The 14,487-nt window shown below is 41.8% G+C and carries 9 protein-coding genes; 1 reads left to right on the top strand and 8 read right to left on the bottom strand.

The features are described from left to right. Window positions 1–44: 44 nt before the first annotated feature. Window positions 45–749: an SDR family oxidoreductase gene (locus tag K5620_RS10500; RefSeq protein ID WP_016404081.1), complete on the bottom strand. Its 705-nt coding sequence runs from the start codon at window positions 747–749 to the stop codon at window positions 45–47. Between the two features lie 115 nt (window positions 750–864). On the opposite strand from K5620_RS10500, the gene K5620_RS10495 reads away from it, so the two are divergent. After that, complete coding sequence (locus K5620_RS10495) at window positions 865–1,284, top strand: helix-turn-helix domain-containing protein (RefSeq protein ID WP_152784969.1); 420 nt, start codon at window positions 865–867, stop codon at window positions 1,282–1,284. Window positions 1,285–1,335: 51 nt separating this feature from the next. Here the strand turns inward: K5620_RS10495 and K5620_RS10490 are convergent, their stop codons facing one another. From K5620_RS10490 to K5620_RS10460, 7 genes are all read right to left on the bottom strand, one after another. Next, window positions 1,336–4,407, bottom strand: coding sequence for an efflux RND transporter permease subunit (locus K5620_RS10490; protein ID WP_221077487.1), 3,072 nt, complete (start codon window positions 4,405–4,407; stop codon window positions 1,336–1,338). After that, window positions 4,404–5,486 (bottom strand): efflux RND transporter periplasmic adaptor subunit, encoded by a 1,083-nt coding sequence (locus K5620_RS10485; protein WP_016403228.1) that lies wholly within the window; start codon window positions 5,484–5,486, stop codon window positions 4,404–4,406. The genes K5620_RS10490 and K5620_RS10485 overlap by 4 nt, the downstream gene beginning before the upstream one ends. A 1-nt stretch (window position 5,487) precedes the next feature. After that, the gene (locus K5620_RS10480) at window positions 5,488–6,555 is read right to left on the bottom strand and encodes an efflux RND transporter periplasmic adaptor subunit (protein WP_040307523.1); all 1,068 of its coding nucleotides are present in this window, start codon (window positions 6,553–6,555) and stop codon (window positions 5,488–5,490) included. 167 nt (window positions 6,556–6,722) lie between these two features. Beyond that, the gene (locus K5620_RS10475; protein ID WP_016403231.1) at window positions 6,723–7,124 is read right to left on the bottom strand and encodes a hotdog fold thioesterase; all 402 of its coding nucleotides are present in this window, start codon (window positions 7,122–7,124) and stop codon (window positions 6,723–6,725) included. A 17-nt stretch (window positions 7,125–7,141) separates the two neighbouring features. Then, on the bottom strand, window positions 7,142–10,192 hold the full coding sequence (ydiJ, locus tag K5620_RS10470; RefSeq protein ID WP_016403232.1) for a D-2-hydroxyglutarate dehydrogenase YdiJ: 3,051 nt from the start codon (window positions 10,190–10,192) through the stop codon (window positions 7,142–7,144). Between the two features lie 200 nt (window positions 10,193–10,392). Continuing rightward, a complete protein-coding gene (gene astE, locus K5620_RS10465; protein ID WP_016403233.1) occupies window positions 10,393–11,445 on the bottom strand; it encodes a succinylglutamate desuccinylase in 1,053 nt (350 codons plus the stop codon). 103 nt (window positions 11,446–11,548) lie between these two features. Continuing rightward, window positions 11,549–14,023 (bottom strand): glycogen/starch/alpha-glucan phosphorylase, encoded by a 2,475-nt coding sequence (locus K5620_RS10460; RefSeq protein ID WP_016403234.1) that lies wholly within the window; start codon window positions 14,021–14,023, stop codon window positions 11,549–11,551. Window positions 14,024–14,487 lie beyond the last annotated feature (464 nt).

Genomic DNA, 14,487 nt, shown 5'->3' with positions numbered 1-14,487 from the left:
TACTCTTCAAGCTAACAGCTGCTTAATCAGCAGCAAGCCCTTAGTTAAAATCCATACAAACCAATATTTTCTAGGTGAACCCTTGCCGGTTGTTTAAGCACAAACAATACTGCTTCGGCTAAGTCACTTACTTGTAGCCACCCGGGCTTTATATCTGATTCACAGTCTGGAGCAGGTACTTGTACCAAGCCTGGACACAAACTATGTACTCTAATGCCATGCTCTCTTACCTCTTCTTGTAGTGCTGCAGCTAAACCGAGCACTGCGAATTTTGCCGCGCAGTAAGGTCCAGCATTGGCATAGCCATTTTTAGCTGCTTGCGAAGCAATATTAAGGATAAAGCCACTTTGATTAGATTTCATGCTTGGCAGTACCGCTTGGCTCATTAAAAAAGTTCCTTTGGTACAAGTGTCTACAACCAAGTCCCAGTCTTCTTCACTACAATGTTCAATAGATTCACCAACACCTAGTCCACTGTTGTTTACCAGTATATCTACACGACCAAACTGAGTTATAACGTAGTCTTTTAGCGCTTGTACTTGTTGTTTGATGCGGATGTCAGCAGCATAGCAATGAACGCTTAAACCATAATCATTTTTTAGCTTGCTTACCGTTTGCTCAAGCTTGGTTAAATCTCTCGAGCTAATGACAACTATAGCGCCCTGCTCCGCTAAGGCTTTTGCAGTTGCCAAACCTATACCGCTGCCACCACCAGTTACTATTGCAACCTTTCCATTCACGCTTTCCATTTACATACCTTAATTCGATTTAATGAAGTGAGTATTCTGCAAGTTTACTGGACACAATCAATACTATAGTGCTAGTTTTGTCGTACTTTGGTACGAAGCAAACAAGGGTATTCGATTGAACGAGTTTTCAGATCGCCTAAAAGAATTAATGGGTGAACAAAGCGTTAGCGGCTTTGCCCGAAAAGTAGAATTAAACGAGAGCCTAATCAGGAAATATTTAAAAGGCTCAGAGCCAAGTCTGTCTAAAGCTAATCAAATCGCACAAAAAGCCAATTGTTCACTAGAATGGTTAGCTACCGGTGAAGGCTATCAATACCGAAAAGCAGAAGTAGTTGACATGGAAGCGCTTGAAAAAGCTGTAGAGCTTACCTTGGCGGCAGCTGAACAACACGATTTAAGCGTAGAAAATGAAAAAGTAATGAAGGTGATTGTGGCTACATATCAATACTTAAGAACGACACGTAAAAAAGATGGCTACTTTGATTTAGAAGAAGCAAAACCCTTTGTTAGGTATGTGATGGGATTGTGTGGTTAAAAAAAGAGTTGCCAAGGCAACTCTTTTTTTTAGTATTTACATTTAGAAGGTTTAAAACTCTTTATAGTCGCGATACTTCACGTTAAAGAAGATAACGTACAATACCGGAACGATCAGCAAAGTAAGAACGGTTGCTACACCTAAACCAAACATTACTACCGCAGCCATAGACTCGAAGAACACATCCGAGATCAATGGTGCTACACCTAAAATGGTTGTTACTGCGGCCATACATACCGGCCTAACCCTGCTTACGGTAGATTCAAATACAGCTTGGTAAACCTCTTTACCAGCGGCTATATCTGCACTGATTTGATCGAGTAATACAATGCCGTTTTTAAGCAGCATGCCCGATAAACTCAGCATCCCAAGCAGCGCCATAAAACCAAATGGTTTTCCTAGGAACAGCAAGCCAGAGGTAATTCCGATTAACGCTAAAGGTACACAACACCAAATCACTAATGGCTTTTTAACCGAATTAAACAGAAATACCGTAATCAAGAACATGATTAAATAGCCCATCGGTAAAGATGCAAATAAAGCTTCTTGTGCATCGCCCGAAGACTCGTATTCACCGCCCCATTGTAATTCGTAACCTGGAGGTAGATCTAAAGCTTCTACCTGAGGTTTTACGATAGAAAACAATTCAGCTGGAAGGATGTCATATTCAAAGTCTGCATCAGCAAATATGGTTAAGGTACGCTTTTTATCACGGCGTTGGATAATAGGGTCTTCAAACTTAACGCTAAAGCCGTTCACAACTTGTTGAATAGGAATATAGCTATTTAGGGTCGGGCTCCAAATACGTAGGCTATCCAAAGAATCAATATCAACACGTTCTTCATCAGGCAAACGACCTACGATTGGCATTAAGTTTGTCCCTTCACGGTATAGACCAAAACTTAAACCGGCAAAAGCAAATTCTAAGGTTTGGTCAACATCCGATTTATTGATACCTAAGCGTCTTGCCTGAGTTTCGTTAAAGTTAGGTTCTATGTATTTAACGCGGTCACGCCAGTCATGGCGAACATTCACAGTACCTGGAGTGTCATTGAAGATCTTCTGAATATCTGCCGAAATTGAGCGTAATACATCCGGATCGGCCCCTAATACGCGAGCTTCTATTTTGGCATCTGTTGAAGGTCCAATTTCTAAATTCTTGAACTTAAACTGAGCCTGAGGAAACTGCTGTTCAACCCCTTTACGTAGCGATGACATAGCTGCCGCGGCAGTTTCTGAAGTGGTTGTACGTACCGCTATTTGGGCAAATGCACCATAGTTTTTCTCTGGCGAGTAGGTCAACATAAAGCGTTGAAAGCCTTTACCTACCGTAGATGACACAAATTCAACTGCGTTTGTATCTCGCGCCATTTGTTCCATCTCTGAAACAGCTTCTCGGGTTTCTCTAATGTCAGTACCTTCTGGCATCCATACATCAATTAAAAATATCGGCGTAGAAGATGGTGGGAAGAATGATTGCTTTACATAACCAAAGCCCACAATAGACATAACAAAAAGCACAACAATCACAATTACGGTGGGCCATTTGAAGCGTAAACAAAAATCTAACAACACTTTGTAGGTATTAAAGAACGCACCTTTGTAAGGGTCACTGTCTTCACCTTCAACTTGCTTATCGCCTTCTTTGCCAAAGAACAACTGGGCAAAAAATGGAGTAATGGTAATCGCGGTAATCCAAGACAAAAACAACGAGAACAACAACACGTAGAACAACGATGCCGCAAATTCACCAGTAGAATCCGGAGATAAACCAATTGGAGCAAAGGCTGTAATAGCGATAATTGTTGCGCCTAGCAACGGCCACATGGTTTGCCCTACAATTTCTTGAGACGCCTTTAAGGTACTTAAACCTTTTTTACGCCCCATTAGTATGCCTTCGACAACAACAATGGCGTTGTCGACTAACATTCCAAGCGCGATGATTAATGCCCCAAGGGAAATCCGTTGTAGTTCAATCTCCGCTTGCTTCATTAAAATAAATGTTCCTAAGCAGGTTAAGAACAAAATTAGTCCAATCAGAATACCGCTTTTAAGCCCCATAAAGACTAAAAGCACAACCACCACAATCGCTACCGCTAAAATAAGGTTCCAAACAAAAGAGCTGACGGATTTATCAACTTCTTGAGGCTGGTTATACATTGAATCAATGGTCATACCGGCTGGACGTGCGTAGTCGATTTCTTGCAACTTAGCTTCAATCGCTTTACCTACTTCTACAACGTTAACTCCACTGGTAAACGACACGCCGATGTTGATGGCTTGGTTTTGATTAAAGCTAACCAGATTGCTTGGAACTTCTTCGTAGCCACGGGTAATGGTAGCTACATCTTTTAAATAGATAAGCTTGTTACCTGTTGTTCCCGGAATAATCAGGTCACCGAGCTCTTCTACAGATTTAAACGAACCTGTTGGACGAAGGGTTAGTTGGTCTCCTGCAATTTTGATATTGCCTGCTGAAGTAACCATGTTTTGTGAATTTAGCAAACTGGTAATTAAAGCAGGATCAAGGTTGAAAGTTGCCATTTTTTGCACCGAGATTTCTATAAACACTTGCTCGGTTTGCGCGCCAGCTAAAGTTACTTTACCAACACCAGGAACTAGTTCTATTTCCCGACGAACATAATCAACATAATCTTGAATATCTTTGTAGTCGTAATCTTCTCCAGACACCATATACATAATGCCGTATACATCACCAAAATCGTCATTAACTAATGGTGTAGATACCCCTGGTGGTAAAGTAGGTGCCATATCACCTACTTTACGACGTAGCTCATCCCAGATTTGCGGTAGTTCGTCGGGACCATAAGTCCGCTTCATGGTAACCGTAATTTGCGACATACCTGGCGTGCTTAAAGACACGATGTCATCTACATAAGGTAATGCTTGGATGGCTTTTTCTACCGGGTAAGTCACTTCCTCTTCTACTTCAGTAGAGGTAGCCCCTGGGTACATAGTAACAACCACCGCATCTTTAATAGTAAACGGTGGATCTTCTAACTGGCCTAAGCCGGTAAAGGACAAAATACCGCCAATGAGAAGGATAAGCGTAAACATCCAACTGATTATTGAGTTTTTTACGAAATAGCCTGCAATATTCATTGGTTATCCTTCTTTAACACTACTTTTTGACCTTCTACTAAACGATTTGCACCTAAAGAAACAATGGTATCGCCATCTTCTAAGCCTTGTTTAATCTCTATCATATCGCCTGCTATGGTGCCGATAACGACCTCCTGCATTTCTACAGTTTGATCGTCTTTATAACGCCACACTACAGGCCGTTGCTGACTAATCGTAGAACCATCTGGCATTATCACTGCCGCCAAAGGAACCAAGTGATCGCGATTATAGGTATAGGTCATATCTGCTAAATCGATAGAGACCTTAGCTTGCATACCTTCTAGCACAGCGTAATTGGGATCATAAGGAACCAACATGGTGGCTATGTAACTTCTACTCGCGCTATTTTTCTCAAGGTTCAATTCGTAAGGTAAGCCTTTAAACTCTTTCTCGGGAAATGCTTCAAACCCTACGGCTATATCTATTTCAGAAATTCGCCTTTTACCAAGTTTTGCTACGGAAATAATCATATCCGGTAGTTCTACATCCACCTCAACGTAATCAACTTTATGCATACTGAGTACCGCTGAACCAGGCTGAACATTCACAAAAGAATCAGCAAACACATCACCAACAACGCCATCAAACGGCGCTTTTAGCTCGGTGTAATCGAGCATCAATTTAGCTTTTTTATAATCTGCTGAGGCAACCAAGTATTCGGCGCGCATTTTGTCGTATTCGCTTTGTGATAACAGCTTTTGCTCAAGTAAGGCTTTTGCGCGTTCAAATTGTTGTTTAGTTAGCGTTAATCTAGCTTGGCGGTCGTCAACCACAATTTGATAGTCGCGTTTGTCTAACTCTGCGAGTAAGTCACCTTTTTTGACAGGCTGTCCTTTTTTAACTGGAATGGTTTTAATTTCCCCGTCTACACGAAAAGATAAATCGACTAAGTCGTGCGCGCGAGCAATGCCATTAAAGTTTCGGTCTACCGAGTTTGAGGTCTCTGGTAGTTTGAATACATCGACAACTTGCGAAGATTCTTCTACTGCTTTGTCTGAACCACAACCCATTAACAACGAGGCCAATAAACCACTTAAAAGTTTTTGTTTAAACTGCATTTTATAGTCCTCGTTCCTTAACCCACTTAACCGCGGGTTGCCCATCACTAAGCTCTGACGCGCCCGCAATAACAAGCCAATCACCATCATTTAAACCTGACGTAATAGCATCGTCTTCTAGCTCAACTTGGGTTTTAGTTACGGTTTGCTTTTGGTCATCCCAAACAAATACAAAGTTTTTACCGTCTTCTTCCACTAGGCTGCCTGCTGGTGCACGTACAAGTTTTGAGCGGCTCTGACCCGTTGATTTAATTTGAACATTGGTGGCCATGCCAGGAAAAATATTAAGTTCTTCGGGAATCGGTAAAGTGACAACAATGGTATAACTACCTGTTGATGAGTCTGCGACTGTTGATAGCTCTTTTAACGCAGCTTGATACCACTGCTCTCGACCTTGGAACTGGACACTAATAATTGGTTGCGGCTCGCCTTTACGCCTAGCATCTTGAAAGTTACCAATCAAACTTTCAGGTAGCTGAAAGTTTACATCAACGGTGGACTCTGTTTGTAAACTTAGTACCTTTTGTTTTTCATAAACAAATTCAAATTGCTCAGCGTATTTGCTGGCTATTAAGCCATCGTATGGCGCTAAAACTTGGGTATAGCTCAAATTAACTTCGGCTTTATCTAAGGCCGCTTGGCTGATGGTGTATTCACTTTTAGCTCGGTCGAAGTCGCTACGAGAAATAACACCCCGGTCAACCAGTTGATTTGCTCGGTCGAATAGAACCTTTGCGAGATAGTAATTCGCCTTAGCCACTTCTAACTCTTGGTTGTACATCGCAGGGTCTAATCTTGCTAAGGGCTGACCAGCTATTACTGCATCGCCAGGCCTTACCAATATTTCGTCCAATCTGCCGGCGACTTGAAACGACAATATAGCTGTATCTGAGGCAAAGGTTTCTCCAGGTAACGTTCTTACCCGAGCGCCGTCGCCAATCTCTATTTGTTTTACCTTAACCGGTCTTAGATGGTTTACTGTTGATTCAATGGGTTCTTTATTACAGCCAACAAGCAAAAAACTGCTAAAAGCTATAACACTTAATACACTGGACGTTCTAAACGACATAGAGATCCCTAAGTTAATTTACCAATACTTATTCAACGTTAGACCTATAAAGGCTAATCATCAAAATATTTGAGCTAAATTAGACTACGAAATTCTATAAAGTTCAGATTGTTAGCAAATATCGTTATTTGCTTGTGGTGAGATCAATTTTTAGGCGAGAATTTCACTTAAATTGATTTAGATTTAACCATTACGGTAAGTCGAGAGCTACATACCAAATCAGATTTTTGGTGGATATCTATTTGCCATACATGCAAAGTTTTGCCTAGTTTTATTGGTGATGCAGTAGCGAGCACTTCACCGTGCCTAACAGCTTTTAAGTGATTGGCATTAATTTCGACGCCAACTACCATAGCGTCTTTGCCAACGACGCAATATGAAGCACAGCTGGCAAGGCTTTCTGCTAGCACCACGTTTGCGCCGCCATGCAATAAGCCCATTGGCTGTTTTACTTTGGCTGTAACAGGCATTTTAGCAACAAGATACTCTTCACCAATTTCGATAAACTCGATATCAAGATAGGCGAGCATATTGCCCTCGCCCATCTTATTCAATCCAGCCAAGCTCATTGGCATATTCCAAATACTCAAGGCAGTAAACTCAACAACACTTGTAACGGATGCTTTGGTTTTTCACCTTCTAAGCGTTTTACTTGGCTTCGGCAAGAATAGCCTGTAACCATACACCGCTCTGTTGGTAAGCTTGCCATTTTTTGCTTCCAGCTCAACTCATAAATAGCTTTCGAAGTGGCTAACTGCTTAGCATCATGTCCGTAAGTACCGGCCATACCGCAACAGCCTACAGCGACATCTTCTAACTTACCGCCAAAGCGATTGAACACTTGCTGCCATTGCTTAAATGCATCTGCTTTTAATGCTTTTTCAGTACAGTGACCGAATAGATACCAGGTATCCTTATCAGTCACTTGTTGGTTCTCAAATAAGCTTTCATCTAATGAATCGAGCCACTCTTGCACCACCAAGACATTGAAATCACCTCTTAAATCGCCAAGCGCGTGTTGATACTCATCGCGGTAACAAAGTACTAAAGCAGGCTCAACACCAACCATTTTTATACCTAGTTCGCTAACTTGGTTTAGAAACGCAGCACTTGTTTGCGCAGATTTATTAAACTTACTCAAAAAGCCTTTGATATGCTGTGGCTTACCATTAGGTTTAAACGGTAACAGCACAGGATTTAACCCTAACTTTTTCGCTAACTTAACAAAGTCTTCAACCAACTCTGCTTCGTAAAAACTGGTAAAAGGGTCTTGAACTACCAATACCGTTATTTGTTTTTGTTCTTCGCTTAAACTTTGTAAAGCTTTGTAGTCATACTTGGTGGTCAAGCTTTCTGGCAACCGTTGCGCCAATGTAGGAAAGCTTAAAGTCGGAATATCGACCATACCGATGGTTTTTTCTACCGCTATGCTTGCCCACTTAGGAGACATAGCGGTATTAAATAAACGCGGCGCTTTGGCCATTAAAGGCGCGTAACTCTCTACGTAAGCGACAAAATAATCTTTAAGCGGTCGTAGGTAACGCCCATGGTAAACATTTAAAAAGCGAGAACGAAAAGTAGGGACATCTACTTTAATTGGACACCCTGTTGTACAAGCTTTGCACGCTAAACAAGTTTGCATCGCATCATATACTTCGTGGCTGTAGTCATACTCGCCTTTAGATTTAGCTATGCTATTTCTAATTTTTAGCAAAATACTGTCTGGAGAAATGAACCTAGAGTTTAGCTTTTGTTCTTGAGCTAGCGGATCAACTTTTAACGCAGCTAACTGGCGAAGCCATTCGCGCATTAAGCCAGCCCGACCTTTTGGTGAATAACGGCGGTCTCCGGTAGCTTTAAATGAAGGACACATTGGACTACTTGTATCATAGTTAAAGCAAAGTCCGTTGCCATTACATTCCATGGCATTTTTAAAGCTGTCGCGTACCTCGATGGCTATTTCACGGTCATAAGCACCGCGTTTTGTTCCATCAACTGAGACTAGTTGCTCTTCGCTATGCAAAGGCGTGCAAATCTTGCCCGGATTTATTTGGTTGTAAGGATCAAAAGCAGCTTTAATTTTCCGAAGCTCAGAGAACAGTTCTTGACCAAAAAACTCTGGACCATATTCGGAGCGAAAGCCCTTTCCGTGTTCGCCCCACATTAAACCTTTGTACTTGGCGGTAAGTGCTACCACTTGATCCGAGATCTCGCGCATAAGGATTTCTTGTTCGGGGTCGCACAAGTCTAAGGCTGGACGAACATGTAATACGCCTGAGTCTACGTGGCCAAACATACCGTAATGCAAACCTTTACCATCAAGTAACTCTCTAAACTCTACGATAAAGTCAGCTAAGTTCTCTGGTGGTACACAGGTATCTTCGGCAAAGGCTACCGGCTTAGCACTACCTGCCGTATTGCCTAATAAACCAACCGCTTTCTTACGCATGTTGTAGATGGCATTAATGCTGGTTAAGTCATCACAACTTTGGAAACCAATAACACCTAGTTCGGTAACTCCCGTTTCCGATAGGGTCTCAACAAGATTAGTTATTTTTTGTTGTTGAATGGCTTCATCATTTTCGGCAAATTCAACAATGTTGATGCCCTGCATTTCTTGCTTGGGTACATCACTAATTAACTCTCTAACGCTGTCCCAAACAACGTCTTGTTGCGCGAGGCTAAGCACTTTTGAATCGATGGTTTCAACTGATAAGGCTTGCGCCGCAACTAGACTAGGAGCATGGCGCAATGCCGACTGGAAAGAGTCGTATTTAACTGTGACTAAGGTTCTAAACTTGGGGATGGGGGTTAAGTCCAGTTTAGCCTCAGTGATAAACGCCAACGAACCTTCCGACCCACACAAGATACGGGTCAGATCCACACTATCTTCTTCAGGTAAATAGGCATTTTTTAGATCGTAGCCGGTTAAAAAGCGATTAAGTTTTGGGAACTTATCTTCGACAAGCGAGCGCATATCAACACAGGCGTGCTTAACTGCAGCATAAATATCAGTTAAGGACTCTCGCTGCTGATCTAAGTGATCAACCCTAACTGGGTCAGTGTCAATTTCTTCGCCACTAGCTAGTACGGCTTTTAAGCCAATAACATGATCGCTGGTTTTACCGTAAACCATCGAACCTTGACCAGAGGCATCGGTATTGATCATACCACCTAAGGTAGCGCGGTTACTGGTGGACAAATCAGGTGAAAAAAACAAACCATGCTCTTTTAACACGCTGTTGAGTTGGTCTTTTACGATGCCCGTTTCCACCCTAACCCAACGCTCTTCAACGTTAAGTTCAATGACATTATTCATAAACTTAGATAAATCGACAACGATACCTTCGGTTAAAGACTGGCCATTGGTTCCAGTACCGCCGCCCCGAGGGCTAAGTTTAATTGATTGGAAAGTTGAAGCGGACGCTAAACGGCAGATCTGCTTTATGTCGTTGCTTGTTTTTGGGAAAACGACTGCTTGTGGCAAATATTGATAAACAGAATTATCGGTAGCGACCGCTAAACGACTGGCATAAGAAGTTTGAATTTCACCAGAAAAAGCCGATTGTTCAAGCTTCGCTAGATAATCTAAATACAGAGCCTCAAGAGAATGCTGAGGGCTTAACTTAGGGATCATAAATCCGTTGTCCCACTCTAAGGTATTAAAAATTGGAAGGATTATATCACGGGATCTAGTGCTTCAATACGTCTTTGATTGTAACAATGTGTTGTACTGTATTTTGTTTACTAGCTAGCGTAAACGCAAAGTTAATGACCTGCATAACAGATTATAAGCTAGTGATGCATCGTGAAATTAGAATCACTAGCTTTATATTCTTATATCAGCCTATGTTTTTTTTCTGCTTGGACAATATCTGATTGAGTCATTCTTTTTACTAACAATACTGCTCGTTGACCAATTGCTACCTTGTCATTAGGAAATACAATGGCTTTAGGACCGTTACTAATAACTACTCGTTCACTACCCTCTTTGGCGAGCTCATAACCAGTTTGGTATTCAGTAAAGTTGGCTTGGCTTTGATTGAAGCTAAAGCAAAAATCTTCTTGATGCTTGTTAACCACATCACTCACTTCAAACAAGATAGCTTTGTTAGCTTCGAATTCTAATGAATTTAATTTGCTAGCACTAAGCAGTTGTTGCAGCGTAGAAACTAGTTGGTCTAGCTTACTTAAATCATTCTGACCAAAAGCATGAACTTTGCCTAGTTCAACGGTAAAAGCTACCGCATTGTATTTAGCACTTGAATGATAGCTAAATGTTGATGCTGGCTCGTTTGAAAAAAGTACACAGTCCACTCCACAAGATTGCAACAGCGCTAAACTCGATTTTTTCCATGGCTTACCTTGGGTAAAGGGATAAACGGCAAACTTTTCGTGTTTGGAACCTCTAATCGCAGTATGTAAATCTAAATGATAGGCGGGTAAATGCTGATAGCTTTGGTAGAAATTGTCTAAAAGTGTTTCTAATTGATTAGCCCGTTCTACTTCATAGCAGCGCTCGTAATTTTTATGCTTACCTATAAACAAACGATTTAAATTTACACTTAACTCTCTTTTAGCCTCCATCATCGCTGGAGGGTTACCAAGAATAACCAACAGAGGTTGGTCTAGTGTTATTTCCAAGGCAAAAATATCAGAAACTAGTCTATCTAAGAATTCAATGGGCGCGGTCTCGTTGCCATGTATTCCGGCAGACAACACAATTGCTCGACTAGATGTTGACTCTTTAGGTTCGAATTGCAGTACACCAGATGCTAACAACATCACCTTGGTATTATTGGCTAATTCAAAATCAAAGGGTTTGGCGTTTTGCGGAGAGTTTAAGGTGAACGCTAGCAGACCCTGTTGGATTAAAGCTGTTTTCGCCACATCTTGTCCTTAGATATCTTAGAAGTGGCCAATAGTATGCTAGTTTTTCACACATAAAAAAAGGGAGACATTGTCTCCCTTTTTTAGCTAAGAACTAAGGTTCTTAGTTAGGCATAACTTTTTCAAGTTTCCAGATACGATCTACGTAATCTTCAATAGAGCGGTCTGAGTTGAACTTGCCTACTGAAGCAGAGTTGATGATAGCCATCTTAGCCCACTTCTTCTGGTCACGGTAAGCAACGTCTACTGCAGTGTACTGAGTAGTGAAAGACTCGAAGTCTGCCAATACTAGGTACGGGTCACCACCTTCTAGCAAGCTATGCTTGATTGAAGCTAGTTCACCAGGTGCGCCAGGAGTGAAGAAGTCTGTTTCTAACCAATCTAGAACAGCTTTCAGCTCAGGGTTACCGTAGTAGTAATCCCATGGGTTGTAACCAGCAGCCTTAAGGGCTTTAACTTCGTCACAATCCATACCGAAGATGAAGATGTTTTCGTCACCAACTTCTTCACGGATTTCTACGTTTGCGCCGTCCATAGTACCTAGAGTTAGGGCACCGTTTAGAGCAAACTTCATGTTACCAGTACCTGATGCTTCGTAACCTGCAGTAGAGATTTGCAGAGATACGTCACCCGCTGGGAATAGTTTCTCAGCTAGCGTTACACGGTAGTTAGGCATGAACACAACTTTAAGCTTGTCTTTAATGCGTGGGTCGTTGTTCACTTTATCTGCAACTTTGTTGATTGCGTAGATAATGTCTTTAGCTAACTTGTAACCAGGAGCAGCTTTAGAACCGAAGATGAATACTTGTGGGCCCATATCGTAATCTGGGTTTTCAAGTAAACGACGGTAAAGTGCAAGGATGTGTAGAAGTGCTAAGTGCTGACGCTTGTACTCGTGTAGACGCTTAATAAGAACGTTGAACATTGCATCAGGGCTTACCTTGATACCACAAAGCTCTTCGATCTTGTCAGCTAGTTCTACTTTCTTCTCGCGTTTAATCGCCATGAAGTTTTTCTGGAACTTAGCGTCGTCTGCAAATTTAGCAGCGCCTTTAAGCTCGTCTAGTTTTAGCGGCCAATCAGTACCAACGGTTTCGTTGTACATGTTAGCTAGCTGTTCGTTACATGCAAGCAACCAACGACGTGGAGTTACACCGTTTGTTACGTTAACGAAACGCTCAGGCCATAGTTCGTAGAACTCTGGGAATAAATCTTCTTTAACCAACTCTGAGTGCATTGCTGCAACACCGTTAGTTTTGAAACAAGTAACAACACATAAGAACGCCATGCGAACCATGCGAGTCTCACCTTCTTCAATAATAGAAAGGTGACGTTTCATTTCGTCGTTGCCAGGCCATTTAGCTTCAACTTCGTCTTCTAGGAAGCGACGGTTGATTTCGTAAATGATTTCTAGGTGACGTGGAAGTACTTTCTCGAACAAGTACACAGCCCATTTTTCTAGCGCTTCTGGCAATAGAGTGTGGTTAGTGTATGCGAAAGTTTCTTTACAGATAGCCCACGCGTCATCCCATACCAAGCCTTCTTCGTCGATAAGAATGCGCATCAACTCAGGAATAGCAACAGTTGGGTGAGTATCGTTCAACTGAATAACAGCTTGCTTAGAGAACTGAGAGAAATCACTGTGGTTACGCTTGTAACGACGAATGATGTCTTTTAGTGAACAAGCACAGAAGAAGTACTGTTGGATTAGACGAAGTTCTTTACCAGCTTCTGACTCATCGTTTGGATACAATACTTTAGATACAGCTTCAGCTTGAGATTTCTCAGATTGAGAATCGATGTAACCACCGGCATTGAAAACGTCCCAATCAAAGAAGTCAGCAGCTTTAGATTCCCACAAACGTAATACGTTTACAGTTTTAGCTTCGTAACCAACTACTGGGATATCCCATGGCACACCTTTGATTTGACGACCAGCATGCCAAACTTTGCGCATTTTGCCATCTTCGCCAAATACAGTTTCTACGTAACCGTATAGAGGAACTTCTTGAATTGATTCTGGACGGCAGATTTCCCAAGGGTTGCCGTATTCACGCCAGCTATCAGGACGTTCGATTTGACGACCGCCTTGAATTTCTTGACGGAATAGACCGTGCTCGTAGTGGATACCGTAACCTACCGCTGGGTAGTTAAGAGTAGCCAAAGAATCGATGAAACAAGCAGCTAGACGACCTAAACCACCGTTACCAAGCGCCATATCAGGCTCTTCGTCACAGATGTCGTTAACGTCTTTACCAAGATCTGCCAATGCATCACGTGCAGCGCCAAAAACGCCTACGTTGTGCATGTTGTTCACTGTTAAACGGCCCATCAAGAATTCAAGTGATAGGTAGTGAACTGCACGAGAATCTTTCTCAGCATTCGCTTTAGAGGTTTCAGTTAAGCGTTCGAAAACCAACTCGTTTACTGCTGCACAAGTGGCTTTCCACCAAGCTTGATTGTTAGCACGAGCTTCGTCAGTACCACAAGTACTACGAAGATGTTTAACGATAGCATCTTTAAACTGATCTTTTGATAACGCTACTGTGTTTGTTGCTTTTGCCTTTTTAGCGGCCATGTGAATTTCCTTTGTATCTAACCTTTGTGGTGACATCTTCCAACGTAGCATTCGATGGTTAACCGAACAACAAATGCTACAAAAGACTGTATGTGCTCAAAAATCCGAGCTCATGTTACCGATGCGGAACGATATTATATACGTTCTACATCACATTTAGGTAAAAAAGCCTCTCTCAAGACTAAATTTTTATGCATTTTTTGGAAAAAATGCTTTTTCACTCAAAGAACCGAAATGAAGTGTAAAGAAAACCCGCCAAAAGCCCAGCATTTGAAAATGCTTTCATAAGTAAATCGGAAGCAATCTTGATCGGAATCAATTAATACGGGGCTTTTGACTCAAATCGTTCAAATTATAGACCTATACCATTGTAATGCGCTTTTGTAACAAAACTATTACAGAACTTGCAATTTGAAGCAGTTGGCATACGTTTTCAGGCGGAATTTATGCACAAAAAAAGGGTA

It is taken from the genome of Agarivorans albus (assembly GCF_019670105.1).
GTDB classification, from domain to species: Bacteria; Pseudomonadota; Gammaproteobacteria; order Enterobacterales; family Celerinatantimonadaceae; genus Agarivorans; species Agarivorans albus.
The sequence above is the reverse complement of the archived record's forward strand: the minus strand, read 5'-3'. Positions and strand labels throughout refer to the sequence as shown.

Excerpts from the sequence above, each read along its gene's own strand:
- K5620_RS10500 (WP_016404081.1), bottom strand. The coding sequence starts at position 749 with ATGGAAAGCGTGAATGGAAAGGTTGCAATAGTAACTGGTGGTGGCAGC.
- K5620_RS10490 (WP_221077487.1), bottom strand. The coding sequence starts at position 4,407 with ATGAATATTGCAGGCTATTTCGTAAAAAACTCAATAATCAGTTGGATG.
- K5620_RS10485 (WP_016403228.1), bottom strand. The coding sequence starts at position 5,486 with ATGCAGTTTAAACAAAAACTTTTAAGTGGTTTATTGGCCTCGTTGTTA.
- K5620_RS10480 (WP_040307523.1), bottom strand. The coding sequence starts at position 6,555 with ATGTCGTTTAGAACGTCCAGTGTATTAAGTGTTATAGCTTTTAGCAGT.
- K5620_RS10475 (WP_016403231.1), bottom strand. The coding sequence starts at position 7,124 with ATGAGCTTGGCTGGATTGAATAAGATGGGCGAGGGCAATATGCTCGCC.
- ydiJ (WP_016403232.1), bottom strand. The coding sequence starts at position 10,192 with ATGATCCCTAAGTTAAGCCCTCAGCATTCTCTTGAGGCTCTGTATTTA.
- K5620_RS10460 (WP_016403234.1), bottom strand. The coding sequence starts at position 14,023 with ATGGCCGCTAAAAAGGCAAAAGCAACAAACACAGTAGCGTTATCAAAA.